Below are 26,615 nucleotides of genomic sequence, written 5' to 3'. Positions count from 1 at the left end.
CCTTGTTCCTGACATAGACCCGGCTCGCCGGATCCTCGCCCACCAGCACCACCGCAAGCCCGGGCGTCACCCCATGCCCCCCCTTCAGCGCCGAAACACCCGCCGCGACACGCGCCCGGACGCGCAACGCGAAGGATTTGCCGTCGATGATCGTCGCGCTCATGCCCCGTCCCCTTCCGGCCCGCTCGGCCCCAGAACCCGTTCCTCGCGCGCGATCGACCAGTCGATCATGCCGCGCCACAGCATTTCCGCCAGCGCCGGGTCCAGCCCCGCCCCTGCGGCATGGGCGCGCACATTCGCAACCACCTGTTCCACCCGCGCGGTGATCCGCGCCGGCATGCCCTCGGCCGGTTTCAGTTCCGCCGCGCGGTCGATGCAGTCCTGCCGGCGGCGCAGCAGGGCGACAAGCTGCCGGTCCAGATCGTCGATCACCGCGCGCAGCTCTGTCATGTTGGCGCAATCTGCCGGGTTCTTCATGCCTGACCCCGTTTCGGTTCGCCCGGTTCCTGCCCCCGAACGGGCCCGGGGGTCAAGTGCAAAGGCTCAGCTCAGTCCCTCCACCCGGCCCTCGGGGTCGAGCCCGATGATCTGGGCATTCGGTACCCGGGGCAGGCCCGGCATGGTCATGATCTCGCCGCAGATCGCCACCACGAACCCCGCCCCCGCCGCCAGCCGCACCTCGCGCACCGGCAGTACATGGCCCGAGGGCGCGCCGCGCAACGCGGGATCCGCGCTGAATGAATAGGGGGTCTTGGCCATGCAGACCGGCAGATGGCCGTAACCCGCGGCCTCCCACGCGGCCAGCCGGTCGTGGATGGCGCGGTCGGCGGTCACTTCGCTGGCGCGGTAGATGCGGCCCGCGATCACCTCCATCTTGGCGAAAAGCCCCATCCCGTCGGGATAGATCGGCGCAAAGGCCCCCGGACAGGCCGCCAGTTCCACCACCCGGCGCGCCAGATCCTCCGCCCCCGCGCCGCCCTCGGCCCAGTGGCGGCAAACCACCGCCTCTGCCCCCTGTTCGGCGGCATAGGCCCGGACGGCCGCAATTTCCGCCGCCGTGTCGGTGGCGAAATGGTTGATCGCCACCACCACCGGCACGCCGAAGGCCCGCACATTCTCGATATGCCGGCCCAGATTGACGCAGCCGCGGCGCAGGGCGGCCAGATCCTCCTGCGCCAGATCCGCCTTCGCCACGCCCCCGTTCATCTTGAGCGCCCGCACCGTCGCCACGATCACCGCCGCGGCGGGCGTCAGCCCGGCCAGCCGGCACTTGATGTCGAAGAACTTCTCAGCCCCCAGATCGGCGCCGAACCCGGCCTCCGTCACCACGTAATCCGCCAGTTTCAGCGCGGTGGAGGTCGCGATGACGCTGTTGCAGCCATGGGCGATATTGGCGAAGGGCCCGCCATGGACGAAGGCAGGGGTGTTTTCCAGCGTCTGCACCAGATTGGGCAGCATCGCATCGCGCAGCAGCACCGCCATCGCGCCCTCGGCCTTCAGTTCGCGCGCAAAGACCGGCGTCCGGTCGTGGCGCCAGGCCACGACGATATCGCCCAACCGCCGTTCCAGATCCGCCAGATCGGTGGCAAGGCACAGGATCGCCATCACCTCGGACGCCACGGTGATGTCGAACCCCGTCTGGCGCGGATAGCCGTTGGCCGCGCCCCCGAGCCCCGCCACCATGTCGCGCAATGCGCGGTCGTTCATGTCCATCACCCGGCGCCAGACCACGCGGCGGGTGTCGATCCCCAAGGCATTGCCCCAGTGGATATGGTTGTCGATCAGCGCCGCCAGCAGGTTGTGCGCCGCCGTCACGGCGTGGAAATCGCCGGTGAAATGCAGGTTGATGTCCTCCATCGGCACCACCTGCGCCATGCCCCCGCCCGCAGCGCCCCCCTTCATGCCGAAATTCGGGCCGAGGCTGGGTTCGCGCAGGCAGATCACCGCGCGCTTGCCGATCCGGCGCAGCGCATCGCCCAGACCCACGGTGGTGGTCGTCTTGCCCTCGCCGGCAGGCGTCGGGCTGATCGCGGTGACGAGGATCAGCCGCCCCTCCGGCCGCCCGGCGAGGTTGCGGATGAACTCCTGCGAGACCTTGGCCTTGTCGTGCCCATAGGGCAGCAGATCGCCCGCCGGGATGCCCAGTTGCGCGCCGATTTCCTGGATCGGCCGTTTCCGCGCCGCCCGCGCGATCTCTATATCCGTCCGCAAGCCGCTGCCCCCCTGCCGCCCTGCCGCCCTGCCTTGGTTGTCGCCGCTGGCGCGCGCCAAGGCAAGCGGCGGGTCAGGCCCGGCGCAGCGTGAAAAAGACGCGGCGAAAGGGGAACAGCACAGGCCCGTCGGGTTCCGGGGGATAGGCATCGGCCAGTGCTGCGTCATAGGCGCGCAGGAAGGCCGCCGTTTCTGCCGCATCCCGCTCGGCGAGGATCGGGCGCAGCAGGGTGGATTGGGTGAAAAGCCGCACCGGATGCCCCTCTGCCGCGGGAGAGAGCGGTTGCAGATAGGTCGTCTCCCACGCCTCCACCGCGCCGAGGGGGGCCAGACGCCGGGCATACCATGCCGGATCCTCCACCCGCACCGCCGCGGGCGCCGCGCCCCAGAGCCGCGCCGCGACCTCCCGCGCCAGCCGGTGCGAGGGCGCATCCCCCTGCCCCGGCATCTGCACCGCCAGCACGCCCCCGGGCGCAAGCGCCCCGGCCAGCCGCGGCATCAGCCGGTCGTGATCCCCCAGCCAATGCAACGCGGCGTTGGAAAAGATCAGCGCCGGGGGGTCTTGGGGCCGCCAATCGGCAATGTCCGCCTCGACCAGCCGCACATAGGCCCCCGTCGCCCCGGCCTCTGCCAGCATCGCGGGCGAGGCGTCGAGCCCCAGCACCGTCCGCCCCGCGAACCGCGCCGCCAGCGCCGGCCCCGCGGCCCCCGTACCGCAGCCCAGATCCACCACCGGGCCGGGCGGCAGATCGCCCACCTGCGCCAGCAGGTCCAGCGCGGGGCGCAAACGCAAACCCCGGAACCGTCCATAGGCCCCGGGGTTCCAGTCGTCCGACGGCACGGCCATCCTCAGGCCGAAGGTTCGGGTTCCATTCCGCCCTCGCCCTTGGGCGTCTTGGGCTTGGTGCGCGGGATGGACACGAGGCTCGTCACCCCGCCGCCGGTGGGCGCATCGCCATCGTCGTCACCGCCCAGCTGTTCGCCCGCCAGCACCCGCGAAATCTCGTCCCCCGTCAGGGTTTCGTATTCCAGAAGCCCGCGCGCCAGCCGCTCGAAATCGTCGGTGCGTTCCAGCAGGATCGCGCGGGCGGTCTCATAGCCCTCGTCGATCAGGCGCTTCACCTCGGTCTCGATCAGTTCCTTGGTATGGGCGGAAACGGAAAAGCCCGCGGTGTTGCCCTGATAGCCCTCATGCGCCTCGGCATAGTCGATGTTGCCGACCACATCCGACATGCCCCACCGCATCACCATCGCGCGCGCCAGACTGCTGGCCTGCTGGATGTCGCCCGCCGGGCCCGAGGATACGCCCTCTTCGCCGTATTTGATGATCTCGGCCGCCTTGCCCGCCATGGTCATGGCGATCTTCTGCTTGGCCTCGTCCTTGTGCATGTTGAGCCGGTCCATCTCCGGCAGGCTCACGACCATACCGAGCGCGCCGCCCCGGGGGATGATGGTCGCCTTGTAGACCGGATCGCATTTCGGCAGGCTCATGCCCACGATGGCGTGGCCGGCCTCGTGATAGGCGGTCTTTTCCTTCTGTTCCTGCGTCAGAACCATGCTGCGCCGTTCGGCGCCCATCATCACCTTGTCCTTGGCGTTCTCGAAATCGTCCATGGTGACAAAGCGGCGGCCGACCCGCGCTGCCATCAGCGCAGCCTCGTTCACGAGGTTCGCAAGGTCGGCGCCCGAAAAGCCGGGGCAGCCGCGCGCGATGATGCGCAGGTCCACATCCGGGCCGATCGGCACCTTGCGGGCATGGACGGACAGGATCTTTTCGCGCCCCTTGATGTCGGGGTTCGGCACATGGATCTGGCGGTCGAACCGGCCCGGGCGCAGCAGCGCGGGGTCGAGCACGTCCTTGCGGTTGGTCGCGGCGACGATGATCACGCCCTCGTTCGCCTCGAACCCGTCCATTTCCACCAGTAGCTGGTTGAGCGTCTGTTCGCGTTCGTCGTTGCCGCCACCGATGCCCACGCCGCGCGCGCGGCCCACGGCGTCGATCTCGTCGATAAACACGATGCAGGGCGCGTTCTTCTTGGCCTGCTCGAACATGTCGCGCACGCGGCTGGCACCCACCCCCACGAACATCTCCACGAAGTCGGAGCCCGAGATGGTGAAGAACGGCACCCCCGCCTCGCCCGCGATGGCGCGCGCCAGCAGGGTCTTGCCGGTGCCGGGCGGGCCGACCAGCAGGGCGCCTTTCGGGATCTTGCCGCCGAGGCGGCTGAATTTCTGCGGGTTGCGCAGGAATTCCACGATCTCTTCCAGTTCCTCCTTGGCCTCGTCGATGCCCGCCACGTCATCGAAGGTGACGCGGCCGTGTTTTTCCGTCAGCAGCTTGGCCCGGCTTTTGCCGAAACCCATCGCGCCGCCCCGGCCCCCGCCCTGCATGCGGTTCATGAAGAAGATCCAGATGCCGATCAGCACGAGGAACGGCAGCCACAGCGACAGCGCCGACAGGAAGCCCGATTGTTCCTGCGGTTCGGCGCGCACCTCGACGTTCTTGGTGATCAGCCGGTCGGCGATGTTTTCGCCCTGCGGGCGGATGGTCACGTACTGGCTGCCGTCGGTGCCGCGCACCAGAACCTTTTCGCCGTCGAGCGTGACCGAGGCCACCTGCCCCTCGTCGACCCTCTGGATGAACTCCGAATAGGACAGGGAACGCGCCGCGGTCGTGCTCTGCCCGCCGCTGAAAAGATTGAACAGGGCCAGGATCAGCAGAAACAGGACCACCCAGAATGCGATGTTTCGCGCGTTGCCCACGAAGTTCTCCTACACGTCAGGCCGCAGCAGGCTGCGGCGTACTGCGTAAAGATAGAGATAACGGGGGCAGGTTCAATGCGATAAAAGTGCGGAAAAGAAGCCGTCGGCCCCGCCGAGGGGGGCGGCACGCCAGCCCGCGGGCCGCCCGGCAAGGGGGGCGGCCACCAGCACCTCGCCCCGCCAGACCGCGGGGGCCGCCAGAAGGCTTGCCCGCGGCAGTCCGCCGGCGCGCCAGTCCGGGCAGGCGGCCAGCCCCGCGGGGCCGAGCGCGCGCAGGGTCAAGCCGTTGGAATGCGGCCCCTCGAACCGCCAGCGGCCATCCCACAGCGCATCGGTGGGGGTGACGGTCGCGGCCACCGCGCGCGCCTCGCGGGTGATGCGCAGGCGGGGGCCCCCGGGCAGCAGGCGGCACCCCGCCAGCGTCGCCGCCCGGCCCGCCAGCGCCGCCGCCTCTGCCCGCGCCAGCGCCGGCGCGCGTGGGCCATATTCCGCCGAGGCGATCCAGACCAGCGCAGCGCGCAGAATCCGCCGCCGGGTTTCATCGGGCAGCGCGGCAAGGGCCGCGCGGTCGATCACCACATCCCCGGCCTCCACCCCCGCGATGCGCCGCGCGGCGGCCTCGGCATGCCAGGCCAGCGCCGCGCGCGCGGCTTGCAGATGCCCGGCGACAGCGGACAACCCCGCCGCGTCGATGCCCACCGGCCCCAGCCCGGCCAGCGCCCGGCGCATGCGCACGCGGGCATAGCGCGGATCGGCATTGGTCGGGTCGTCGGCCCAGCCGATCCCCTCTGCCGCCAGCCAGCCGCGCAGGGCGGCGCGGGTCACGCCCAGCAGGGGGCGCAGCCAGTCCACCCCCGCGGCACGGCGGCATTCGGCCATGCCCGACAGCCCGTCCACACCGGCGCGGCGGGCCAGCTCCATCAGCAGGGTTTCGGCCTGGTCGTCGGCGGTATGGGCCAGCGCCACCGCGCCAAGGCCCCGCCCGCGCGCCCAATCGGCGATCAGCGCCTGCCGGGCGCGGCGGGCGGCGTCTTGCAGGTTGCCGCGCCCGTCCCATTGCCAGCGCAGAATGTCATGAGGCACCCCCAGGGCGGCGCAGGCGCGGGCGACCTCTGCCGCCTCTGCCGCCGCTTCCGCGCGCAGGCCGTGATCCACCGTCACCGCCTGCACCGCGATCCCCGCCCGCACCGCCAGATGCAGCAGCGCGACGGAATCGCCCCCGCCCGAGACCGCCACCCCCACCGGCCCGGGGCCGAGCGCGGCACGCAGATGCGCCGCCAGTTCCGGCCCCCCCGGGGTCAGTTGCACCCCAGCCGGCCCATTTCCACCGAAGCCTCCGCCACGGCGGGATTGGCGGGATAGCGCAGTTCCACCTGCCCCAGCATGATGCAGGCATCCGCCACCTGCCCCGCCTGCCCCAGCGCGCGGCCCAGCCGGAACAGCGCCTCGCCCGCATGCGGCCCGTCGGGATAGCCCGAAAAGCTTTCCAGATAGGCCCGCGCCGCGCCGGGGTAATCGGCCAGTTCCTCCAGCGCCTCGCCGCGCAACAGCAGCGCCTCGCCCGTCAGCGGGCCGCCGGGCCAGGCCGCGGCATAGGCCGCAAAGAGGTCCGCGGCGGTCCGAAAGTCACGTTGACCGAGCACCTCCCGGGCCCGGTCGAAATCCGCCTGTTCGGCCACCGCGGTCTGCGGCGCGGCCTGCACCGGGGCGGAAGGCGCGGCCCCCCCGGCGGTTGCCCCGTCCCCGCCCAGCGGCGGGGTATTGCCGAGCGACGACAGATCGCCGCCCTCCAGTTCGACGATGCGGAATTCGAGATCGCCCAGACGGTTGGTGCCGTCCTGCACGATCTTCTGGATGCGGAATTCCAGATCCTCGGTGCGCGCGGTCAGGCGCACCAGTTCCGATTCGATCGCATCCATCCGCGCCAGCGCCGAACCGCCGCCGAACTGCGCCACCTGCCCGGTGCCGACCAGTTCGGCCCGCAGGGCGGCTATCTCGCGCCCCAGCGCACCCAGTTCGGCGCGGATGTCCGCCAGTGTCTGCGCGCGGTCCTGCGCCGCCCCGGCAAGGGGCAGCGCCGCCAGCACGGCCGTCAGGGCAAGCCGCCGCAGCATCGCCGCCCCCGCCTCAGCTGCCCGCGCCGAGCGACAGCACGGTCACGGCGCGGCGGTTCTTGGCATAGCAGGCCTCGGACGAACAGACCTCGACCGGGCGTTCCTTGCCATAGCTGACGGTGCGCAGGATGCGCGACGGCGACACCCCCTGGCTGACCAGATAGTCGCGCGCGGCATTGGCCCGGCGCGAGCCCAGCGCGATGTTGTACTCGCGGGTGCCCTGTTCGTCGGCATGGCCTTCCATCACCAGCGCATAGCCGGGGTTCGCGGCCAGCCACTGCGCCTGCCCGCTCAGCGTGCCGCGCGCCTCGTCGGAAAGGGTGCTCTGGTCCACGGCGAAGAACACGCGGTCGCCCACGGTCTGTTGGAAATAGGCCTGCGAGCGCGGATCGGACGGATCGCCGAGCCCGCCGGTGGTGATGCCGCTGCCATAGCCGCCGGAACCCGCGCCCGCGCCCATCCCGTCCGCGCCGCCGGCGCCATAGCGGTCAGGGTTGTTGCAGGCGGCGAGGCCGAGCGCCGCGACGAGGAAAAGGGCCTTGGTGAAATAGGTCATCGGGTCGTCCTTCATTCGGATGCGCCACGCGGGCGATGGTAGCAGTCTGGGCCCCCGGCGCAATGGCGGCGCGGGGGCCCGGGAACTCAGGGCAGCAGCGGCGACCATGCGGGGTCGGAGGCCGCCCCCTGCACCGGCACCTGCCGGGGCGCGTTGCGCCCGGTGATGTCGACGGTGAACAGCCCCGCCTCACCGCCCTCGCCCGCCGTCTCGCGGGTGAACATGATCACGCGGCCGTTCGGCGCCCAGGTCGGCCCCTCGTCGAGGAAGCTTGCGGTCAGCAGCCGTTCCTCGGACCCGTCGGTGCGCATCACGCCGATGTGGAACCGCCCGTCCAGTTGCTTGGTGAAGGCGATCAGGTCGCCCCGCGGGCTCCAGACCGGGGTGCCATAGCGGCCGCGGCCGTTCGAGATCCGCCGCGGTTCGCCCCCGCTTGCCGGCATGACATAGATCTGCGGCGTGCCGGAACGGTCGCTTTCGAAGGCGATCTGGCCGCCATCGGGGGAATAGGAGGGCGAGGTCTCGATCGACGGGGCCGAGGTCAGCCGCGTCGCCGTCCCGCCGCCGATGTCCATCGCGTAGATGTCGGTATTGCCGCCCTGTTCCTGCGAGAACACCACCGTCCGCCCGTTCGGCGCAAAGCGGGGCGAAAAGGTCGTGGTGCCGGGGGCGTCCGCCAGAACCCGTTCGCGCCCCGTGGCGGTATCCATCACATGGATGCGCGCCGATCCGGTGCCGAAAGAGGTGAACACGATCCGGTCGCCCTGCGGGGAAAAGCGCGGGGCGATGACGATGGTGCTCGAATCGGTCAGATAGCTCTGGTTCGCACCGTCGTAGTCGGCCACCGCCAACCGCTTGCGCCGGTCGTTCTTGGGCCCGCTTTCGGACACGAACACGATGCGGCTGTCGAAATAGCCGGTCTCGCCGGTGATGCGGGCATAGACGGCATCGGCCACCTTGTGCGCCATCCGCCGCCAGTTCGCGGTGGTGCCGACGAATTGCAGCCCCTCGCCCATCTGCTGGCCGGAAAACACGTCGAACAGCCGGAACTTGACCACCAGCCGCCCGCCCCCGGCCACGCCCACCGATCCGGTGACGAGCGCCTGCGCGTTGATCGCGCGCCAGTCGGGATACTGGATGGGCGCGTCGAAGCTGGTGACGCGGCCGATATGGGCGCTGGCGGGGATTTCGCGGAACAGCCCGGTGCCCGACAGATCCTGCGCGATCAGCCGGGTGATGTTGGCCGCCGCCTCTGCCGCAGCGCCGGTTTCGGCGATGAAGCCGGGCACCGCGAAGGGCAGCGGCTCGATCACGCCTTCGGTGATCTCGATCCGGAGGGGGGCGGCCTGGGCCGTCGCCGTGGCGACGGGAAGGGCAAGGGCAGCGGCGGCGGCCAGCACGCAGAGCGGGGTCATCACTCTTGTCAGGGTCATCACGTCCTCTCTCGGTCCCGGGGCGCCGGGGCCCCGATGTTATCAGCTTCGGCGCGCCGGCCCATGGGCTTGCGGCAAGGCGCGATCACATCCCCGTGGGCGGCACGGGGGCTCACAGCAGGCGCATCCGGTTGTAGTCGAACACCATCTCGATCTCGCGCCAATGGTCGTATTTCTCGGCCGGCAGGGTGGCGTTGCCCGCACAGCGCAGAATGGTGCGGCGGGCGATGTCATAGGCGATCTTCCGCCCGGCCTCGGTGGGGCCTTCGGCGGAAATCATCCGCACGGATTCGGGCGTGCCGTCGGATTTCATCGTGATGCCCACCGTCACCACGCTGCGCATGGCATCGGTAGAGGCCGAACCCGTGTTCCAGCATTGCGAGATCACACGGCGCAGGCCGTCGACCTCGCCCGCCGTCAGCGGCGGGCCTGAAGGCGCGCTGCCCGACCCGCCGGTGCCGGACCCGCCCGACCCCACGGCAGAGGCAACGGCGGCGGCGACCGCATCGGCCACGGAATTGTCCTCTGCCGGGGCCGCATTGCTGCCGCCGGCGGCGGGGGGCGAAGGCCGGGTCGCGGGGGTACTGGGTGTTCCCGGTGCCGGGGCCGCGGGCCGCGCGGCGGCGGTTTCGGTGCGCGCCGGCCGCGCCTTGGGCCGCGGGCTGGTCCGCGGCGCGCCCACCGCCGGCGGGGCGGGGTTGTCCTCGGTCTCGGTCGCCTCGGTCACGATCTGCGTCGTCGCCTCGGGCGGGGCGGCGGCGGGGCGTTCGGGCTCGGGCTGCGGTGCGGGCACGGGATCGGGCGTGCGCTCGGGCACCGGCGCATCGGCCACGCGGGTGTCGGGCGGGGGCGCCTCGCTCGGCGTCGGGGCCACGCGCTCGACCGGGCGCGGACGGGGCCGGGGGCTCGTCTCGGGTGCGGTGGTGGTATTGGGCGTCTCTGCCGGCGGCAGCGGGGTCGGCGGCAGCGGCACCGGCGGGGGCGGGGCCACGACGGGTTCCGGCTCTGCCGGCTCGGGCTCGGGCTCCGGTTCCGGTTCGGGCTCGGGCGCCGGGGGTTCCGGCTGCGGCTGCGGGCGCGCGGCCGGGCGGGGCGAGCTTTCGGGCGCCGTCACCCGCGGGGGGGCCGGCGGCTGCGCCGGGGATTCCGGCTGCGGCGCGGGCGTCTCGACGGGTTCCGGCACGGGCGGCGCCTCGGACGCGGGCGTGGCCGGGGCGGCGGGCGCCTCTGCCCCGCCCGGGGCGGGCGCGGCAGAGACCATCGCCTCGAATTCCGCATTGCTCAGCAGCGAAACCTCGGTCGCCACGGGTTCGGGCAGCCGTTCGGGGGGGAAGAACACCCCCCCTACCAGCAGCCACAGGATCAGGCCGACATGGCCGATACCCGAGACGACAAGGCCCGTCCGGTTGTCCACGGCTCAGCCACCCGATCCGTCCATGCGCGGGCCGTCGGTATCGGTCACGAGCCCGATATTGCGAAAACCCCCGGCGTTGAGCGCCCCCATCACCTGCGCCACCGCGGCATAGGCGATGGTGCCATCGGCGCGCAGGAACACCTTGTCGCCCTTGCGTTCCGCCGCGATCGCGCGCAGCCGCGGGATCAGTTCGTCCTGCGTGACCTCGGTGGTCTGGATCATCAGCCGCCCGTCCGCCGTCAGCGTGATCGTCAGCGGCTCTTCCTGTTCGGTGGGCAGCGCGGTGGCGGCGGTCTTGGGCAGCTCCACCGGCACGCCCACGGTCAGCAGCGGCGCCGCGACCATGAAGATGATCAGCAGCACCAGCATCACGTCGACGAAGGGCGTGACGTTGATTTCCGACATCGGCTTGGCGCCGCCGCCACGCCGCCGCCCGCGCCGCCGCCCGCCGCCGCCGTTCTGCACGACCCCCGCGCCCATGGCCTAGGCCGCGTCCAGCTGGCGCGACAGGATGGTGGCGAATTCGTCGGCGAAGGCCTCATAGCTGCCGCTGATCCGCTCGCTGTCGGCGTTGAGCTTGTTGTAGAACACCACCGCCGGGATCGCGGCGACAAGCCCGATGCCGGTCGCCAGCAGCGCCTCGGCGATGCCCGGGGCGACGACGGCGAGGTTGGTGTTCTGGCTGATCGCGATCTGCTCGAAAGCGTGCTTGATGCCCCAGACCGTGCCGAACAGCCCGATGAAGGGTGCGGTGGACCCGGTGGTGGCCAGGAACGACAGCCCGTTGTTCAGCCGTTCGGATTCCTTGGCGATCGCCACGTCCATCGACCGGTCGATGCGCGCCTGCGCGCCCGCGATCAGCCCCCCGTCCTGCCGGTGGCTGCGCCGCCATTCGGTCATGCCGGCCGCGAACACCTTTTCCGACGCCCCCGAGGGATCGGGGCCGATGGCGTCGTAAAGCTCGTCCAGCGGCTCGCCCGACCAGAAGGCGGCGTCGAATTCCGCCGCCTCGCGCCGGGCCCGGCGATAGAGGATATGTTTCTGGATGATGATCGCCCAGGACCAGAAGGACATGACGATCAGCAGGATCATCACGATCTTCACCGTGAAGGTGGCACGGGCGAAAAGGGCCAGCAGAGAGAAGTCAATCTCCTGCGCCATCGCAAGGGTTTCGGTTTCCATACTGCCTGCTCGTAGCTAGGGCCGTTCGTCGCGGCCTCATACCCGGTTTCTACGCCGTTTACAGCCGGAACACCACAGGTTCAGCACGATTTCGCCGCGAAGCGGTCACAACTCCGGCAACGCATCGCGCAATCGGCGCGGGATCCGCCCCGGCGTACCCGCCGCGGTCAGCGCGACCAGCGTGACGCGGGCGGAAAACAGCCGCTCCGCCCCCCGCCAGACATCCTGCATCAGCACGATCCGCGCGCCGGTCAGGGATTCGGGAGCCGTGCACACCTCCAGCAGGTCGTCGAACCGCGCGGGCGACAGATAGTCGGCCTCCACCCGGCGGACGGCAAAGACCACGCCTTCCTCCGCCTTCAGCCGCGCCTGATCGAGCCCGAGCGCCCGCACCCATTCGCTGCGCCCGCGTTCGATGAACTTCAGGTAATTGGCGTAATAGACGATGCCGGCAAGATCGGTGTCCTCGTAGTAGACGCGGACGGGATGGACATGGGTCATGGCTGCGCAAGCCCCATGCGCGCCGCCAGCCGCAGCGCATGCGCCGGATCGCGCGCCACCGCGGGCAGAACCGGGTCATAGGCGGCACGGATCAGCGCCGCGACCTCGGGATGCAGGATCACATGGCCCCCCGCCTCGGCCAACGGCGCGCGTGTCGCGAAAGCGCGGTCCGACCACAGCAGGATCGCCTGCACCGCCTGACCCAAAGCCAGCACCTCGGCCTGCACCGCCGCCAGATGCGCATCCATGCGCAGGAACACGAAGGCCGCCCGGATCGCGCCCCCCGCATCGAAGCGGAACACCCGGTACTGGTTCGCCCCCTCCGCCTCCAGCCGCGCGACGAGGGGGCCGAGCCCCTCGACCAGCCGGTCGAGGTTCGGCACCGCCAGCAGTTCGGCCCAGTCGCGGCAGAAGAACACCATGAGGTTGGCGCCCAGTTCCGGGTCCGTCTCGGCCATCCGATGGCCGGCGAGCGTGCACACGGCCTCCAGCGCGCCCTTGACGGTGGTCAGCGTCGCATCCTCGACGCCGAAAACCACCGGCACGACGGGGCGGCCCCAGCGGGCGAACAGATACTGCCCGTCGGCGCGGGTGAAGAAGGGGATGACGGTTTCCGGGGTCATGCCGGGCCTCGGTGTTGCTGCGCAGGTGGTGATAGCTTGCGGCGGCGGAAATGAACAGCACCCGGCGGCGGTGCGGGCGGAGATGTCGGCGCCCTCTGGCGGGGATATTTAAGGACAGAAAGTGGTGCAGGGCGCGCCCTTCTTCACTTTCTGTCCTTAAATATCCTCAGGGGGTGAATTGGCGCAGCCAAGAGGGGGCAGAATGCCCCCTGCCCCGCCTGCCACAGGCGCGCCGCCAAGTTACTCGAACAGTTCCGCCTGCCCCGGCAGGCGCGGGGCGGGCAGGCCCAGGTGCTGCCAGCCGCGCTGCCCCAGCATCCGCCCGCGCGGGGTGCGTTGCAGCAGGCCCTGTTGCAGCAGATAGGGCTCGATCACCTCTTCGATCGCATCGCGGCTTTCCGACAGCGCGGCGGCCAGCGTTTCCACCCCCACCGGCCCGCCGCCGTAATGCTGCGCGATCAGTTCCAGATACCGCCGGTCGCCGGTGTCGAGCCCGAGCCCGTCCACCCCCAGCCGCGTCAGGGCGCGGTCGGCGATGGCGCGGGTCAGCCGGCCGTCGCCCTCGACGGTCACGAAATCCACCACCCGGCGCAGCAGCCGGCCGGCGATGCGCGGGGTGCCGCGGGCGCGGCGCGCGATCTCGCGCGTGCCCTCGGGGTCGGCGGGCACGCCCAGCAGGCGGGCGCCGCGGGCGACGATCAGGTCGAGTTCGTCCTCGGTATAGAACTGGAGCCGCGTCGGGATGCCGAAACGGTCGCGCAGCGGCGTGGTCAGCAGGCCCAGCCGTGTCGTGGCGCCCACAAGCGTGAAGGGTTGCAGGTCGATGCGCACCGTGCGCGCCGCCGGCCCCTCGCCGATCACCAGATCCAGCGCGAAATCCTCCATCGCCGGATAGAGCACCTCCTCGACCACCGGGGACAGGCGGTGGATCTCGTCGATGAACAGCACGTCGCGCGGTTCCAGATTGGTCAGGATCGCCGCCAGATCCCCCGCCTTGGCCAGCACCGGCCCAGAGGTCATGCGGAACCCCACCCCCAGTTCGCGCGCCATGATCTGGGCGAGCGTCGTCTTGCCCAGACCGGGGGGGCCGTGGAACAGCGTGTGGTCCATCGCCTCGCCCCGTACACGGGCGCTTTCGACGAACACGCGCAGGTTCGCCCGCGCCTCGGCCTGGCCGATGAAATCCTCCAGCCGTTCGGGGCGCAGCGCGCGGTCTGCATCCTCGGGCAGCTTTTCGGGGCGCAGCATCGGGTCGGGGGTCATCGTCATCCCTTCGGCTGCAACAGTTTCAGCGCCGCCCGGATCAGGCCCGCGGTATCGGCCTCGGGCAGATCGTCACCCGCCTGCGCCACCGCCGCCGCCGCCTCGCCCTGCCCGTAGCCGAGGTTCACCAGCGCCGACAGGGCATCCGCCGCATGGACGGCACGCGGCGGCGGGGCGGGGGGCGGCGCGGCCCTGGTGCGGCGGGGCGCAGGGGCGGCGGCCGGTTCCACCGGCGCATCGGCCAGCGCGGGTGCGCCCATCCGGCCCGCCATCGCCATCACCGTCGGGGCCTTGGCCTTCAGTTCCAGCACCACGCGCTGCGCGATCTTGGGGCCGATGCCGGGTGCTGCCTGAATGGCCCGCGCATCCCCGAGCGCGATGGCCCGGCCCACGCCCTCTGCCCCCAGCACGCCGAGGATCGCCATCGACGCCTTGGCCCCCACCCCCTGCACCGTCATCAGCAAGCGGTGCCATTCGCGGTCCAGCAGGGTCGGAAAACCGAAGAGCTGCAACAGATCCTCGCGCACCAGAAGGTCGGTATAAAGCGCCGCCGCCTCGCCCGGCCCGGGCAGCGCGGCGAGCGTGCGGTCGGACACATGCACGACATAGCCCACCCCGCGCACGTCGAGCAGCACCTGCCCCTCGCCCTTCCAGTCCACCACGCCCGACAGCTTGCCGATCATCCCGCCGCCCTTTTCACCGCGGCCTCCAGCCGGCCGGCAGATTGCAGGTGATGCGCATGGCAGATCGCCACCGCCAGCGCATCGGCCGCATCCGCCCCCGCGATCGCCGCGCCCGGCAGGTGCAGCCGCACCATGTGATCCACCTGCACCTTGGCGGCATGGCCCACGCCCACCACCGTCTTTTTCACCGCGTTCGGGGCATATTCGCCCACCCGCAGCCCCGCCTGCGCCGGCACCAGCAGCGCGATGCCGCGGGCCTGGCCCAACTTCAGCGTCGCCACCGCATCCTTGTTGACGAAAGTATGTTCCACCGCCGCATGATCGGGCGCGAAACGGGCGATGACATCGGTCAGTTCGGCATGCAGCCGGCACAGCCGTTCGGCCAGATCGCCGGTATCGGAATGGCAGATGCCGTTGGCGACATGGCTCAGCCGCGCACCCGCGACGTCGATCACGCCCCAGCCGAGGTTGCGCAACCCCGGGTCGATGCCGATCACGCGCATCCCGCCTCCACTCGCCTGCCCGTTCTGCCGCCGTTTCGCCAGCCGATAGCACGAAACGCGAACATCCGCCAGCGCAATCCCCTCGGGGTACGCATGGGCCACGCATTCCGGGTTGCACGGGGCGCAAGCCGGCCTTGCCCCGATGGCGATTGCTTTGCACCCGCAGCAATCCTATCTGCACCGCAGAAGGCAATGCCTTCGACACAGGCAGAACGTGAAGGATACCATCATGGCCGCTTTCGATAGCAACCGCCCGGCCGTTGCGGGCACCCTGTTCGGGGGCCGGCTCGGGAACTTCGTCGGCGCCGTCATCGCCGCGATCGCGGCGTGGAACGACGCCCGCGTGACGCGCAATGCGCTGTCGCGCCTGACGGACCGCGAACTGGAAGACATCGGGCTGACCCGGGGCGAAATCGACCGGGTCGCCACCGGGCACTGAGCCCGCCCAGCCCCGGGCCGTTCCGGGGCCCGAACAACCGACGACCGAACCGCAAGGGCCGCTGCCGGAAATACCGGCGCGGCCCTTTTGGGTTTTCCGCAGGGATCAGGCCAGCAGCCGCGCGATCAGATCCGACAGCCACAGCGTCGCCGGATCGGCCTGCATCACGGCAGCCCCGATCCGTTCCAGCGCGGTCTGCCCCTGCCACAGATCGGCCACACGCGCATCATAGACACCTGCACCGATACCGTGATGGATCAGCGCCTTGAGCAGGATCACCGCCGTGGCGACGAAAACCGCCGGGGCGACGACGCCGACGCCCGGACGGCGCCCGCGCCCGTAATGCGACCGGCCGAGCGTGCCGGCCGCCTCGAAACCATATCCTCGTTGATGGGCTTTCTCGATACGATCGAGACGGCCATAGAAATCCCGAAGATTCGGGTCGGCCATGACACAACTCCTAAACCACGCGCCGCCACCTGTGGCAGGTCTATGGGCGAAATGTGTCGTGAATGCGGCGGATTATTCCCGCACCGGGCAACAGTCCGTTCGCCAGAGCCGGAAATAGCACAACCAGAAGGAGAGTTGACAGGACAAAGCGGGAACCAATTCGACCCTCCGCCTTATTCTGCCCCGCGGCAACTCAGCCGCGGACCAGCGTCAGGGCCGACCATTCGCCGATGTCCTCGCGCCATTCCAGCCGGAATCCCTGCGCGGCATAGGCATCGAGGATCGCCGGGGCCTGCACCACCAGCAGCCCCGACAGGATCGCCCGCCCCCCCGGCGCGATATGCGCGGCCATGTCGGGCGCAAGTTCCACCAGCGGGCCCTTGAGGATATTGGCAAAGACCAGATCGAAGGGCGCGGCGGTGTGCAGGCGCGGATGGTCGAACCCCGCGGCCTCGATGCACTCCACCCTTCCGTCGAGCCCGTTGACGGCCACGTTCGCCTCTGCCACCTCGACCGCCACCGCGTCGATATCGGACGCGATCGCCGGATTGGGGAACACCCGCGCCGCCGCCATCGCCAGCACGCCGGTGCCGCAGCCGATATCGGCCACGTTCTGGGCCACCACCCCCGCATCCACCAGCCGGTCGAGCGCGCGCAGACAGCCCAGCGTCGTGCCGTGGTGGCCGGTGCCGAAGGCCACCGTCGCCTCGATCTGCAGCGCGATGCGCCCCGGGGGCACCTTGTCGGCGTCATGGCTGCCATAGACGAAGAACCGCCCGGCCTCCACCGGATGCAATTCGCGCCGGACCTTGGCCACCCAGTCGATGTCCGGCAGTTCCGACACGGCGAAGGGCTGCGCGCCGAAGGCCATCGCCAGCAGGGTCAGTGTCGCGGCATCGGGTTTTTCGAGGAAATATCCCCCCACCTCCCACAGGCCCGACCCGTCCTCGATCTCGAACACGCCGACGCCGGTGGGTTCGGGCGTCATGCCCTCCATCGCATCGGCAAGGCTGCGCGCCGCGTCTTCGCCGGGCAGGGTCGTCAGGGCGGAATAGGTGGTCATGGCGCGGGCCTTTCATGGGGTCGGGGCCGGATACGCCCGGCCCCGGCCCGCGTCAAGAAGATCAGACGGCCAGCCCGATGGGGCAACTGACCCCGGTGCCGCCGACGCCGCAATAGCCGCCGGGGTTCTTGGCGAGGTACTGCTGGTGATAGTCCTCGGCGAACCAGAAGGCGGGCGCGGGCAGGATCTCGGTGGTGATCGCGCCGTGCCGGGCGCGCATCAGCCGGTGCTGATAGACGGCGCGGCTGGCCTCTGCCTGTTTCTGCTGCGTCTCGGTATAGGTGTAGATACCGGAACGGTACTGCGTACCCACATCGTTGCCCTGCCGCATGCCCTGCGTCGGATCGTGGTTTTCCCAGAACACGCGCAACAGGCTTTCATAACCGATCTTGGCGGGGTCGAAGATCAGCCGCACGACCTCGTTATGCGCGGTGCGGCCGGTGCAGACCTCCTGATAGGTGGGGTTCGGGGTATGGCCGCCGGCATAGCCCGCCATGGTCAGCCAGACGCCCGGCAGTTGCCAGAAGATCCGCTCCACCCCCCAGAAACAGCCCATGCCGAACATCGCCTGTTCCATCCCTTCGGGGACGGGGGATTTCAGCGGCAGGTCCGACAGAAAATGCCGTTCCGCCGTGGGAATGGGCGTCGCGCGGCCCGGCAGGGCCTGATCCGGCGGCACGAGGTCGAGCGGTTTGCGGGTGAGAGAAAACATCGGGGCCTCCCTTTTATACGGGAAATATGGGGGAGGCGGGGGGATCAGGCAATGGTGGTGCAGGTGATTGGCGGCGCGCCGGGGGCCAGCCCCCGGACCCCCGGGATATTTCTGGACAGAAAATGAAGGCGGTGTTTTTACAGGAAGCTTTGCGGGTCGATGTCGATGGCGAGGCGCAGGGTGGCGGGCAGGCGCAGTTGGCCGGCCCAGGCGGCGAGTGCGGGTTGCAGGGGCGCTGTGCGGTCGGCCTTGACCAGCAGGCGCACGCGGTGGCGGCCGCGGATGCGGGCGATGGGGGCGGGCGCCGGGCCCCAGACCTGCGCGCCGATCGCGCGCAGGGGGCCGTCGCGGCGGGCGAGTTCGGCGCCGGCCTCGAACACCGCCGGCAGGTCGGGCCCCGACAGGATGATGCCGGCGAGCCGCCCGAAGGGGGGCATGCCGGCGGCGCGGCGGGCGTCGGCCTCTGCCCGCCAGAAGGCATCTTCCTCGCCGCCGAGGATGGCGCGGATCACCGGGTGGTCGGGCTGATGGGTCTGGAGCAGCGCCAGCCCCGGCCGTTCCGCCCGCCCGGCCCGGCCCGACACCTGCCGCATCAGCTGAAACGTGCGTTCCGCCGCGCGCAGGTCGGACCCTTGCAGGCCGAGGTCGGCGTCGATCACGCCGACCAGCGTCAGCAGCGGAAAGTTGTGGCCCTTGGCGACGATCTGGGTGCCGATGATGATATCGGCCCCGCCTTCGGCGATCAGCGCGATTTCGGCCTTGAGCGCGCGGGCCGAGGCGAAAAGGTCGGACGACAGGATGCGGATCCGCGCCTCGGACCAGAGGCTTGCGGCCTCTTCGGCCATGCGTTCCACGCCGGGGCCAACGGCGGCAAGGCGGCCTTCCACCCCGCAGGCGGGGCAGGCATCCGGCAGGGGTTTGCTGGCGCCGCACTGATGGCAGACCAGCCGACGCTGAAAGCGGTGTTCGACCAGCCGCGCATCGCAATCGTCGCAGCCGATCTGGTGGCCGCAGGCGCGGCAGATGGTGACGGGGGCATAGCCGCGGCGGTTGAGGAACAAAAGCGCCTGTTCGCCCGCCGCGATCCGCGCCGTGACCGCCTGTTGCAGCGTGGGCGAGATCCAGCGGTCCGCCGCCAGCCGTTCGGCGCGCAGATCGATCGCGCGCATCTGAGGCAGTTCCGCGGTGCCGAAGCGCGCGGGCAGATCGAGCCGCGCGTAACGGCCGGTGGCGGCATTGACCCAGGTTTCCAGGCTCGGCGTGGCCGACGCCAGCACCACCGCGCAACCGGCGATGGAGGCGCGCAGCACTGCCATGTCGCGCGCGTTGTAGAGAACGCCGTCCTCCTGCTTGTAGGAGGTGTCGTGTTCCTCATCCACCACGATCAGGCCCAGATCGCGGAACGGCAGGAACAGCGCGGATCGCGCGCCGACGACCAGCCCCACCCCGCCCGTCGCCGCCATCTTCCACAGCCGCCGCCGCTCGGTCTGGGTCACGCCCGAATGCCACTCGCCCGGCCGCGCGCCGAACCGCGCCTCGACGCGCACCAGAAATTCCGCCGTCAGCGCGATTTCCGGCAGCAGGACCAGCGCCTGACGGCCGCGCGCCAGACATTCGGCCACGGCCTCCAGATACACCTCGGTCTTGCCCGACCCGGTGACGCCCTTGAGCAGCGTGGGGCGGAAGGCGTCGGCCGTCATATCCTCGCGCAGGGCGGCGGCGGCGGCGGCCTGGCCTTCGGTCAGGACGGGCACGGCATGGGCCGGGTCCAGCCGGGGCAAGGCCGTGTCGCGCGGGGCCTCTGATTCCAGCAGCGCGCCCTGCGCGATCAGCCCCTTGACCACCGTCGCACCCACCCCCGCCAACCCCGCCAGTTCCGCCGCGGTGAAGCCCGCGCCGCCATGATCGGCCAGAACCTCCAGCACGCGCGCGCGGGCCGTGGTCATACGGTCGGGGGCCGTGCCCGTGGCGTGGACCAGACGGCGCATCGCGGGCGGGTCCAGCAGGCCGGGCGCGCGGGTGGCCAGACGCAGCATCAGCGCGGGGGGCGTCAGGGTATAGTCGGCGGCGCGGGACAGGAAGGCCCGCAACTCCTCGCGCATCGGGGGTACGTCGAGCACGCGGGCGACGGCGCGCAGGCGGGCGGGGTCGATGCGCCCCTCGCCCGGACCCCAGACCACGCCCGCCACCCGCCGGGGGCCGAGCGGTACCTCGACGAAATCCCCAAGGGCGCAGCCGCCTTCGGGGGCGCGGTAATCCAGCACCATCCCCGGGGGTTCCGAGGTCAGCACGCCCACGCGCACGCCGGGGGGAAAGGTCTCGCCACTCATGCCCCCTGCCTACAGGAGGCGGCGCGGCGGCGCGAGGCCCCGCCGCCGGGGCCGCGCGCTTTCGGACGAAAATCCTTCCGGCCCCCCGCCCCATGGGGTAAGAGGGCGCCAACCCCACACCGGCCGCAGGAGCCCGCCATGAAATTCTTCGTCGACACCGCCGACGTGCCCGCCATCGCCGAACTCAACGATCTCGGCATGGTCGACGGCGTGACCACCAACCCCTCGCTGATCCTGAAGTCGGGGCGCGACATCCTCGAAGTCACCAAGGAAATCTGCGGCATCGTCGCCGGCCCCGTCTCTGCCGAGGTCGTGGCGCTGAAAGCCGACGAGATGATCGCAGAGGGCCGCAAGCTCGCCGCGATCGCCCCCAATATCGCCGTCAAGGTGCCGCTGACCTGGGACGGGCTCAAGACCTGCAAGGTGCTGTCGTCCGAGGGCTTCATGGTCAACGTGACGCTGTGTTTCAGCGCCAACCAGGCGCTTCTGGCGGCCAAGGCGGGGGCGACCTTCATCAGCCCCTTCATCGGGCGGCTTGACGATATCAACCTCGACGGCATGGAACTGATCGCGGAAATCCGCCAGATCTATGACAATTACGACTTCAAGACCGAAATCCTCGCCGCCTCGATCCGCAGCGTGAACCATGTGAAACAGGCAGCCCTGGTGGGCGCCGACGTGATGACCGCGCCGCCTTCGGTGATCAAGGCGCTGGCCAGCCACCCCCTGACCGACAAGGGGCTGGAACAGTTCATGGCCGACTGGGCGAAAACGGGGCAGAAAATCCTGTGATCCGGTGCTAGGCTCGCGGGACGGAAACGTGAACGGGCAGGACGGCATGGGCGAGAGTGCAGGGGCGCAGGGCATCAGCGAGGAAATCCGCGACAGGATCCTGTCGGATCCCGAACTGATCCTCGAGGACGCCGAGATGATGCGCGCGCTGATCGCGGCGAACGACCGCGCGATGGGCGAGAACATCGTCGATCTGCGCGGCGTGGCGATGAAGCGTCTGGAAGGCCGGCTCGACCGGCTGGAGGACACGCACCGTTCCGTCATCGCCGCCGCCTATGAAAACCTCGCCGGCACCAACATGGTGCACCGCGCGATCCTGTCGATGCTCGACCCGCTGAGCTTCGAGGATTTCCTCGCCGGCCTCGCCGGGCCGGTGGCGGAAACGCTGCGGGTGGATTCGATCCGGCTGGTGCTGGAAAGCGTGCAGAACCCCGACGACCCCGCCATCCGCCGGTTGGGCGAGGTTCTGTGCGTGGCCGAACCGGGCTTCATCGACGATTACCTGACCGCCGGGCGCAACGTGCCGGTGCGCACGGTCGTGCTGCGGCAGGCGATCCCGGATTCGGCGCGCGTGCATGGCGCTATGGCCGAACATATAAGGTCCGAGGCGATGATGCGGCTCGACTTCGGCAAGGGGCGGCTGCCGGGGATGCTGGTGCTGGGATCCGAGGATCCCCACCAGTTCCGCCCCACGCATGGCACCGACCTGCTGGCCTTCTTCGCCGGGGTGTTCGAGCGGGTGATGCGCCGCTGGCTGTCATGAGCGGCCCGGCCATGACGGGCAGTCTGGCCATATCCCCCGCCGCGCGCGACGCGCTGGAACAATGGCTGTCGCATCTGCGCGCGCTCGACGGCGCGGCAGAGGCGACGGTTTCGGCCTATGCCCGCGACGTGGGCCGGTATCTGGCCTTCCTCGCCGAATATCGCGGCGGGGCCGAGGGGCTGGCGGCGCTGGCCACCCTGCCGCAGGCCGACATCCGCGCCTATATGGCCGCCGAATCCGCGCGCGGGGTCTCGCCCCGGTCCACTGCGCGGCGGCTGTCGGCGGTCAAGGGCTTCACCCGCTGGCTGGCCGACCGGCAGGGGGCGGATGCCACCGCCGTTCTGGCCGCGCGCAGCCCGCGCTATCGCCGCAAACTGCCCCGCCCGCTGGCCGAGGATGCCGCCCGCGCGGTGCTGGACGGGGTGGGCGAGGATGCGCGCGACGATTGGGTCGGCGCGCGCGACACCGCGGTGGTGACGCTGCTTTACGGCTGCGGCCTGCGGATATCCGAGGCGCTGGCGCTGACCGGGGCCGCCCATCCCCTGCCCGATACGCTGCGCATCACCGGCAAGGGCGGCAAGCAGCGCATGGTGCCGGTGCTGCCCGCGGCCCGCGCGGCGGTGGCGGCCTATGTCGCGGCCTGCCCGCATGACCTGACACCCGCGGCCCCCCTCTTTCGCGCCGTCCGCGGCGGCCCGCTGTCGCCTCGCCCCGTGCAGGCGGCGATGGAACGGCTGCGGCACCGGCTCGGCCTGCCCGCGACCGCGACGCCCCACGCGCTGCGCCATTCCTTCGCCACGCATCTGCTGTCGGCCGGGGGCGACCTGCGCGCGATCCAGGAATTGCTGGGCCACGAATCCCTGTCCACCACGCAGGCCTATACGGCCGTCGACGCCGCCCGGCTGATGGAGGTCTACGACCGCGCCCATCCGCGCGCGTGACGCCTTCCCCCCACTGCCGCATTGCATCGCCACCCGTTTTCGCGCATCACCAGCAGATGAATCCCTTCTTCAAAGCCTACTCCGTCCACCTGCTGACCGCCACGGGGGCGGTCTTTTCGATGCTGGCGATGCTTGCCGCCGTACAGGCGCAGTGGAGCCTGATGTTCGGCTGGCTCGTCGTCGCCTTCGTGGTCGATGGCATCGACGGCCCGCTCGCCCGCCGCTATGGCGTGCGCATGCATGCGCCGCAGATCGACGGGGTGATCCTCGATCTGATCATCGACTACCTGACCTATGTGTTCATCCCGGCCTATGCGCTGTTCGCCAGCGGCTTGCTGCCCGGCTGGACGGGCTGGGTGGCGATCGGGGTCATCACCTTCGCCTCGGCGCTCTATTTCGCCGATACGCGCATGAAGACGAAGGACAATTCGTTTTCCGGCTTTCCCGCCTGCTGGAACATGGTGGCGGTGGTGATCTTTGCGCTGCACCCCGATTTCTGGGTGACGCTGGCGATCGTCGTGGTGCTGGCGGGGGCGATGTTCACGCCGCTGAAATTCGTCCACCCGGTACGCACGGAACGCTGGCGGGGGGTGACGCTGCCGGTGGCGCTGGCCTGGACCTTCTTTGCCGCCTGGGCCGCGGTGGTGGATTTCCACCCCGAAAGCTGGGCGCATTGGGGGCTGGTCGTGACCTCGGTCTATCTGGTGCTGGTGGGCATCGCGCAGCAGATCGTGCCGCCCCGCCGCGCCTGAACGCGGCGGGGCCCGCGATCAGGCCAGCGCGTCGTTGCAGCGTTTGCAGGTATGGGCATGCGCATGGCTGCCCACATCGGGCAGGATCTGCCAGCAGCGGGCGCATTTCTCGCCTTCCGCCTTTTCGAACACCACGCCCACGCCCGGCACCTCGGGCAGGCGGAACGCCTCTGCCGGTTCGGGGTCGCCCGTCAGCACGATGGCGGAGGTGATGCAGAGTTCGGCGAAATCCACCCCCTTCAACGCCGCCAGCACGCCCGCATCGGCGACATGGACGACCGGCGCGGCCTCCAGGCTCGCCCCGATGACCTTGGCCGCGCGCTGCACCTCCAGCGCGGCGGTCACGGCGCGGCGGGTCTGGCGGATGCCCTGCCATTTCTGCGCCAGCGCCTCGTCCAGCCAGCCGGCGGGCGTGGCGGGCATGTCCTGCAAGTGGACGGAACTGTCCGCGCCCGGAAAGCGCGACAGCCACACATCCTCCATCGTGAAGACGAGGATGGGGGCCAGCCAGGTGGTCAGCCGGTGGAACAGGATGTCCAGCACCGTGCGGCAGGCACGGCGGCGGGCGGATGCGGGCGGATCGCAGTAAAGTGCATCTTTCCGCACGTCGAAGTAGAAAGCCGACAGGTCGGATGTCGCAAAAGTGAAAAGCTTCTGGAACACGCCCTGGAAGTCGTAGGCGGCGTAGCCCTTGCGGACCTCGGCGTCCAGTTCGGCCAGCCGGTGCAGGACCCAGCGTTCCAGTTCCGGCATCGCGGCGGGTTCCACCCGTTCTTCTTCGGTGAACCCGGCGAGGTTGCCCAGCAGGAAGCGCATGGTGTTGCGCAGCCGGCGATAGCTGTCGGCAACGCCCTTGAGGATTTCCTTCCCGATGCGCAGGTCGGCGGTGTAATCCGACTGCGCCACCCACAGCCGCAGGATATCGGCGCCGTATTCGTCGATCACCGCTTGCGGCGCGACGGTATTGCCGAGCGACTTGGACATCTTCATGCCCTTCTCGTCCAGCGTGAAGCCATGCGTCAGCACGCCCCGGTAGGGCGCACGGCCCTTGGTGCCGCAGGCTTGCAGCATCGAGGAATGGAACCAGCCCCGGTGCTGGTCGGTGCCCTCGAGGTAAAGGTCCGCGATCCCGTCCGCGGTGCCGTCGGGGCGGTCGCGCAGCACGAAGGCATGGGTGGACCCAGAATCGAACCACACGTCCAGCACGTCGAAGATCTGTTCATAATCCGACGGATCGACGATGCCTTGCAGGATCTTTTCCTTGAATCCTTGCACATACCAGACATCGGCGCCTTCGGCCTCGAACGCCGCGACGATGCGGGCGTTGACCTGCGCGTTCTTCAACAGGAAATCCGGGTCGGTCGGTTTGGCGCCCTTTTTCACGAAACAGGTCAGCGGCACGCCCCAGGCGCGCTGGCGGCTCAGCACCCAGTCCGGCCGCGCCTCGATCATGGAATGCAGCCGGTTGCGCCCCGAGACCGGGGTGAATTCCACCAGTTGCGTGATCGAGGTCAGCGCACGCCGCCGGATCGTGTCGCCAAAAGTGCCCATCCCGTCGTCGAGCACCTTGTCGATGGCGGCGAACCACTGCGGCGTGTTGCGGTAGATCAGCGGCGCCTTGGACCGCCAGCTATGCGGGTAGGAATGCTTCATCCTGCCCTTGGCCAGCAGCGCCCCCTGCCCCGCCAGCGCCTTGATGTTGCTGACATTCGCCGGGCCTTCCTTGCCATCGGGCAGGATGATGTGCTGGCCGCCGAACACCGGCAGATCCTGCCGGTAGGACCCGTCGGGCTCGACGTTCCAGGTCATCGGCAGGCCGAATTTCAGACCCATCTGATAGTCGTCGTCCCCATGCGAGGGCGCGGTATGCACGAACCCGGTGCCCGCATCGTCGGTCACATGATCGCCCGGCAGCAGCGGCACGTCATAGTCCCACTCACCCTTGCCCTCGGGCAGGCCGCGATAGGGATGGGCAAGGATCATAGAAGCCAACTCTTCGCGTGACACGCTCCGCACCTTCTGGAACGTCGCCCGCGATGCTTGCTGACAAGCCCCTGCCAGATTGTCGGCAATGAGTAGCAACTCACCCGCCTTAGCCGATGCGCCTTCCGTAGTATTGTCGATCACGATGTAAAGACCGTAAGCAACATCTGGACTGAACGCCACCGCCCGGTTCTGAGGGATCGTCCAAGGAGTCGTTGTCCAGATCACGACAGATGCGTCAGCCAATCGCGCTGTCGCAGCGGGGTTTGCGCGCACCGAACCCAGTTCACGGTCCTTGATCGGCGTAAACTGCTGGTCGATCGTTCCAGGCAGCGGATCGTTAGCGTTCGGTGCCTCAACGACTTTGAACCGCACCCAGATCGTGTGGCTGGTGTGGTCGTGGTATTCCACCTCTGCCTCGGCCAGTGCGGTCTTTTCCACCGGCGACCACATCACGGGCTTGGACCCCTGATAGAGCGACCCGTTCATGAGGAACTTCATGAATTCCTCGGCGATCACCGCCTCGGCGTGGAAATCCATCGTCAGGTAGGGGTCGGCCCAGTTGCCGGTGACGCCGAGGCGCTTGAACTCCTCGCGCTGCACGTCGATCCAGTGTTCGGCAAAGCGGCGGCATTCCTGGCGGAAGGCGACCACATCCACCTCGTCCTTGTTCAGGCCCTTGGCGCGGTACTGTTCCTCGATCTTCCATTCGATCGGCAGGCCGTGGCAATCCCAGCCCGGCACATAGCGCGCGTCATGGCCCAGCATCTGCTGCGACCGGACGATGAAATCCTTGAGCACCTTGTTCAGCGCATGGCCGATATGCAGGTTGCCGTTCGCGTAAGGGGGGCCGTCATGCAGGGTGAAGGGCGTGCGCCCTGCCGCCTTTTCCCGCAGCCGGTCATAGATGCCGATCCGCGCCCAATGCGCCAGCCAGTCGGGTTCGCGCTGCGGCAGGCCGGCGCGCATGGGAAAATCGGTCTCGGGCAGGAAAACGGTGTCGCGGTAGTCGGGCGTATCGGCGCACATGAAAGCGGTCCTTGGCGTGATCCGGTGGGAAAGGCGAAAAGACCCCGGCGGCCCTGACGGATCAGGACGCCGGGCCGCTAATTCGGATCACTGTTGCGGCGCGCAGGGTCATGCG

Annotated in this window: 27 protein-coding genes; 5 read left to right on the top strand and 22 right to left on the bottom strand. The window is 69.8% G+C overall.

The window, feature by feature from the left end:
* From RGD00_RS15785 to ruvC, 17 genes are all read right to left on the bottom strand, one after another.
* Positions 1-163 (bottom strand): tetrahydrofolate dehydrogenase/cyclohydrolase catalytic domain-containing protein (locus RGD00_RS15785; protein WP_310458249.1); only part of this gene is annotated, 163 nt, incomplete at its 3' end.
* Complete coding sequence (locus tag RGD00_RS15780) at positions 160-477, bottom strand: chorismate mutase (RefSeq protein ID WP_310458242.1); 318 nt, start codon at positions 475-477, stop codon at positions 160-162. The genes RGD00_RS15785 and RGD00_RS15780, both read right to left, overlap by 4 nt.
* Positions 478-543: 66 nt before the next feature.
* On the bottom strand, positions 544-2,211 hold the full coding sequence (locus RGD00_RS15775; RefSeq protein ID WP_310458241.1) for a formate--tetrahydrofolate ligase: 1,668 nt from the start codon (positions 2,209-2,211) through the stop codon (positions 544-546).
* A 73-nt stretch (positions 2,212-2,284) separates the two neighbouring features.
* Positions 2,285-3,058 carry a methyltransferase domain-containing protein gene (locus RGD00_RS15770; protein WP_310458240.1) on the bottom strand — a complete coding sequence of 258 codons (774 nt, stop codon included), beginning with the start codon at positions 3,056-3,058 and terminating at the stop codon, positions 2,285-2,287.
* Between the two features lie 2 nt (positions 3,059-3,060).
* Positions 3,061-4,974 carry an ATP-dependent zinc metalloprotease FtsH gene (gene ftsH, locus RGD00_RS15765; protein ID WP_310458239.1) on the bottom strand — a complete coding sequence of 638 codons (1,914 nt, stop codon included), beginning with the start codon at positions 4,972-4,974 and terminating at the stop codon, positions 3,061-3,063.
* Positions 4,975-5,046: 72 nt separating this feature from the next.
* Positions 5,047-6,255 (bottom strand): tRNA lysidine(34) synthetase TilS, encoded by a 1,209-nt coding sequence (gene tilS, locus RGD00_RS15760; protein WP_425603423.1) that lies wholly within the window; start codon positions 6,253-6,255, stop codon positions 5,047-5,049.
* A 17-nt stretch (positions 6,256-6,272) separates the two neighbouring features.
* Complete coding sequence (locus tag RGD00_RS15755; RefSeq protein WP_310458238.1) at positions 6,273-7,088, bottom strand: tetratricopeptide repeat protein; 816 nt, start codon at positions 7,086-7,088, stop codon at positions 6,273-6,275.
* 13 nt (positions 7,089-7,101) lie between these two features.
* Positions 7,102-7,644: a peptidoglycan-associated lipoprotein Pal gene (gene pal / locus RGD00_RS15750; protein ID WP_310458237.1), complete on the bottom strand. Its 543-nt coding sequence runs from the start codon at positions 7,642-7,644 to the stop codon at positions 7,102-7,104.
* Between the two features lie 86 nt (positions 7,645-7,730).
* A complete protein-coding gene (gene tolB, locus RGD00_RS15745; protein WP_310458236.1) occupies positions 7,731-9,077 on the bottom strand; it encodes a Tol-Pal system beta propeller repeat protein TolB in 1,347 nt (448 codons plus the stop codon).
* A gap of 112 nt (positions 9,078-9,189) precedes the next feature.
* A complete protein-coding gene (locus tag RGD00_RS15740) occupies positions 9,190-10,491 on the bottom strand; it encodes a cell envelope biogenesis protein TolA (RefSeq protein WP_310458235.1) in 1,302 nt (433 codons plus the stop codon).
* A gap of 3 nt (positions 10,492-10,494) precedes the next feature.
* A complete protein-coding gene (gene tolR, locus RGD00_RS15735; protein WP_310458234.1) occupies positions 10,495-10,971 on the bottom strand; it encodes a protein TolR in 477 nt (158 codons plus the stop codon).
* 3 nt (positions 10,972-10,974) lie between these two features.
* Entirely contained in the window at positions 10,975-11,673 is a 699-nt protein-coding gene (tolQ, locus tag RGD00_RS15730; protein ID WP_310458233.1) for a protein TolQ, read from the bottom strand.
* A gap of 105 nt (positions 11,674-11,778) precedes the next feature.
* Positions 11,779-12,174, bottom strand: a complete 396-nt coding sequence (gene ybgC, locus RGD00_RS15725) for a tol-pal system-associated acyl-CoA thioesterase (protein WP_310458232.1) — start codon at positions 12,172-12,174, stop codon at positions 11,779-11,781.
* Positions 12,171-12,797: a hypothetical protein gene (locus RGD00_RS15720; protein WP_310458231.1), complete on the bottom strand. Its 627-nt coding sequence runs from the start codon at positions 12,795-12,797 to the stop codon at positions 12,171-12,173. The genes ybgC and RGD00_RS15720 overlap by 4 nt, the downstream gene beginning before the upstream one ends.
* 240 nt (positions 12,798-13,037) lie before the next feature.
* Positions 13,038-14,060, bottom strand: coding sequence for a Holliday junction branch migration DNA helicase RuvB (gene ruvB / locus RGD00_RS15715; RefSeq protein ID WP_425603422.1), 1,023 nt, complete (start codon positions 14,058-14,060; stop codon positions 13,038-13,040).
* A 2-nt stretch (positions 14,061-14,062) separates the two neighbouring features.
* Positions 14,063-14,743: a Holliday junction branch migration protein RuvA gene (gene ruvA, locus RGD00_RS15710; RefSeq protein WP_310458229.1), complete on the bottom strand. Its 681-nt coding sequence runs from the start codon at positions 14,741-14,743 to the stop codon at positions 14,063-14,065.
* Positions 14,740-15,246, bottom strand: coding sequence for a crossover junction endodeoxyribonuclease RuvC (gene ruvC / locus RGD00_RS15705; protein ID WP_310458247.1), 507 nt, complete (start codon positions 15,244-15,246; stop codon positions 14,740-14,742). Before ruvC ends, ruvA begins: the two co-directional genes overlap by 4 nt.
* A 229-nt stretch (positions 15,247-15,475) precedes the next feature.
* On the opposite strand from ruvC, the gene RGD00_RS15700 reads away from it, so the two are divergent.
* Positions 15,476-15,685 (top strand): DUF1127 domain-containing protein, encoded by a 210-nt coding sequence (locus RGD00_RS15700; protein ID WP_310458228.1) that lies wholly within the window; start codon positions 15,476-15,478, stop codon positions 15,683-15,685.
* Positions 15,686-15,790: 105 nt separating this feature from the next.
* Here RGD00_RS15700 and RGD00_RS15695 read toward each other — a convergent pair whose 3' ends face one another.
* From RGD00_RS15695 to RGD00_RS15680, 4 genes are all read right to left on the bottom strand, one after another.
* Positions 15,791-16,135 carry a hypothetical protein gene (locus RGD00_RS15695; protein WP_310458227.1) on the bottom strand — a complete coding sequence of 115 codons (345 nt, stop codon included), beginning with the start codon at positions 16,133-16,135 and terminating at the stop codon, positions 15,791-15,793.
* 193 nt (positions 16,136-16,328) lie between these two features.
* Positions 16,329-17,198, bottom strand: a complete 870-nt coding sequence (locus RGD00_RS15690; protein WP_310458226.1) for a 50S ribosomal protein L11 methyltransferase — start codon at positions 17,196-17,198, stop codon at positions 16,329-16,331.
* Between the two features lie 61 nt (positions 17,199-17,259).
* Positions 17,260-17,910, bottom strand: a complete 651-nt coding sequence (gene msrA / locus RGD00_RS15685) for a peptide-methionine (S)-S-oxide reductase MsrA (protein WP_310458225.1) — start codon at positions 17,908-17,910, stop codon at positions 17,260-17,262.
* Between the two features lie 137 nt (positions 17,911-18,047).
* Entirely contained in the window at positions 18,048-20,240 is a 2,193-nt protein-coding gene (locus RGD00_RS15680; RefSeq protein ID WP_310458224.1) for a primosomal protein N', read from the bottom strand.
* 138 nt (positions 20,241-20,378) lie between these two features.
* Here RGD00_RS15680 and fsa point away from each other — a divergent pair, with 138 nt between their 5' ends.
* The 4 genes from fsa to RGD00_RS15660 are packed head-to-tail and all read left to right on the top strand — an operon-like array spanning position 20,379 to position 23,488.
* On the top strand, positions 20,379-21,032 hold the full coding sequence (gene fsa / locus RGD00_RS15675; protein WP_310458223.1) for a fructose-6-phosphate aldolase: 654 nt from the start codon (positions 20,379-20,381) through the stop codon (positions 21,030-21,032).
* Between the two features lie 46 nt (positions 21,033-21,078).
* Entirely contained in the window at positions 21,079-21,795 is a 717-nt protein-coding gene (locus RGD00_RS15670) for a DUF484 family protein (protein ID WP_310458246.1), read from the top strand.
* A gap of 11 nt (positions 21,796-21,806) precedes the next feature.
* Complete coding sequence (locus tag RGD00_RS15665) at positions 21,807-22,736, top strand: tyrosine recombinase XerC (RefSeq protein ID WP_310458222.1); 930 nt, start codon at positions 21,807-21,809, stop codon at positions 22,734-22,736.
* A gap of 56 nt (positions 22,737-22,792) precedes the next feature.
* A complete protein-coding gene (locus tag RGD00_RS15660) occupies positions 22,793-23,488 on the top strand; it encodes a CDP-alcohol phosphatidyltransferase family protein (RefSeq protein ID WP_310458221.1) in 696 nt (231 codons plus the stop codon).
* 18 nt (positions 23,489-23,506) lie between these two features.
* On the opposite strand, the gene ileS is transcribed toward RGD00_RS15660, so the two are convergent.
* Positions 23,507-26,500, bottom strand: a complete 2,994-nt coding sequence (gene ileS, locus RGD00_RS15655; protein WP_310458220.1) for an isoleucine--tRNA ligase — start codon at positions 26,498-26,500, stop codon at positions 23,507-23,509.
* Positions 26,501-26,615: the final 115 nt, after the last annotated feature.

The sequence above is a fragment of the Ruixingdingia sedimenti genome (assembly GCF_031432425.1).
GTDB lineage: Bacteria > Pseudomonadota > Alphaproteobacteria > Rhodobacterales > Rhodobacteraceae > Ruixingdingia > Ruixingdingia sedimenti.
This window is presented reverse-complemented; position numbering and strand designations above follow the sequence as displayed.

What these genes read in the sequence shown, in the direction of transcription:
- ruvB (WP_425603422.1), bottom strand. Translation starts at nt 14,060, where the DNA reads ATGACCCCCGACCCGATGCTGCGCCCCGAAAAGCTGCCCGAGGATGCA.
- RGD00_RS15700 (WP_310458228.1), top strand. Translation starts at nt 15,476, where the DNA reads ATGGCCGCTTTCGATAGCAACCGCCCGGCCGTTGCGGGCACCCTGTTC.
- RGD00_RS15680 (WP_310458224.1), bottom strand. Translation starts at nt 20,240, where the DNA reads ATGAGTGGCGAGACCTTTCCCCCCGGCGTGCGCGTGGGCGTGCTGACC.
- RGD00_RS15770 (WP_310458240.1), bottom strand. Translation starts at nt 3,058, where the DNA reads ATGGCCGTGCCGTCGGACGACTGGAACCCCGGGGCCTATGGACGGTTC.
- tolB (WP_310458236.1), bottom strand. Translation starts at nt 9,077, where the DNA reads ATGACCCTGACAAGAGTGATGACCCCGCTCTGCGTGCTGGCCGCCGCC.
- ileS (WP_310458220.1), bottom strand. Translation starts at nt 26,500, where the DNA reads ATGTGCGCCGATACGCCCGACTACCGCGACACCGTTTTCCTGCCCGAG.
- ruvC (WP_310458247.1), bottom strand. Translation starts at nt 15,246, where the DNA reads ATGCGCGTGATCGGCATCGACCCGGGGTTGCGCAACCTCGGCTGGGGC.
- RGD00_RS15660 (WP_310458221.1), top strand. Translation starts at nt 22,793, where the DNA reads ATGAATCCCTTCTTCAAAGCCTACTCCGTCCACCTGCTGACCGCCACG.
- fsa (WP_310458223.1), top strand. Translation starts at nt 20,379, where the DNA reads ATGAAATTCTTCGTCGACACCGCCGACGTGCCCGCCATCGCCGAACTC.
- msrA (WP_310458225.1), bottom strand. Translation starts at nt 17,910, where the DNA reads ATGTTTTCTCTCACCCGCAAACCGCTCGACCTCGTGCCGCCGGATCAG.
- ruvA (WP_310458229.1), bottom strand. Translation starts at nt 14,743, where the DNA reads ATGATCGGCAAGCTGTCGGGCGTGGTGGACTGGAAGGGCGAGGGGCAG.
- tolR (WP_310458234.1), bottom strand. Translation starts at nt 10,971, where the DNA reads ATGGGCGCGGGGGTCGTGCAGAACGGCGGCGGCGGGCGGCGGCGCGGG.
- RGD00_RS15690 (WP_310458226.1), bottom strand. Translation starts at nt 17,198, where the DNA reads ATGACCACCTATTCCGCCCTGACGACCCTGCCCGGCGAAGACGCGGCG.
- RGD00_RS15780 (WP_310458242.1), bottom strand. Translation starts at nt 477, where the DNA reads ATGAAGAACCCGGCAGATTGCGCCAACATGACAGAGCTGCGCGCGGTG.
- RGD00_RS15670 (WP_310458246.1), top strand. Translation starts at nt 21,079, where the DNA reads ATGGGCGAGAGTGCAGGGGCGCAGGGCATCAGCGAGGAAATCCGCGAC.
- RGD00_RS15695 (WP_310458227.1), bottom strand. Translation starts at nt 16,135, where the DNA reads ATGGCCGACCCGAATCTTCGGGATTTCTATGGCCGTCTCGATCGTATC.
- pal (WP_310458237.1), bottom strand. Translation starts at nt 7,644, where the DNA reads ATGACCTATTTCACCAAGGCCCTTTTCCTCGTCGCGGCGCTCGGCCTC.
- tolQ (WP_310458233.1), bottom strand. Translation starts at nt 11,673, where the DNA reads ATGGAAACCGAAACCCTTGCGATGGCGCAGGAGATTGACTTCTCTCTG.
- ybgC (WP_310458232.1), bottom strand. Translation starts at nt 12,174, where the DNA reads ATGACCCATGTCCATCCCGTCCGCGTCTACTACGAGGACACCGATCTT.
- RGD00_RS15755 (WP_310458238.1), bottom strand. Translation starts at nt 7,088, where the DNA reads ATGCTGCGGCGGCTTGCCCTGACGGCCGTGCTGGCGGCGCTGCCCCTT.
- RGD00_RS15720 (WP_310458231.1), bottom strand. Translation starts at nt 12,797, where the DNA reads ATGACCCCGGAAACCGTCATCCCCTTCTTCACCCGCGCCGACGGGCAG.
- RGD00_RS15665 (WP_310458222.1), top strand. Translation starts at nt 21,807, where the DNA reads ATGACGGGCAGTCTGGCCATATCCCCCGCCGCGCGCGACGCGCTGGAA.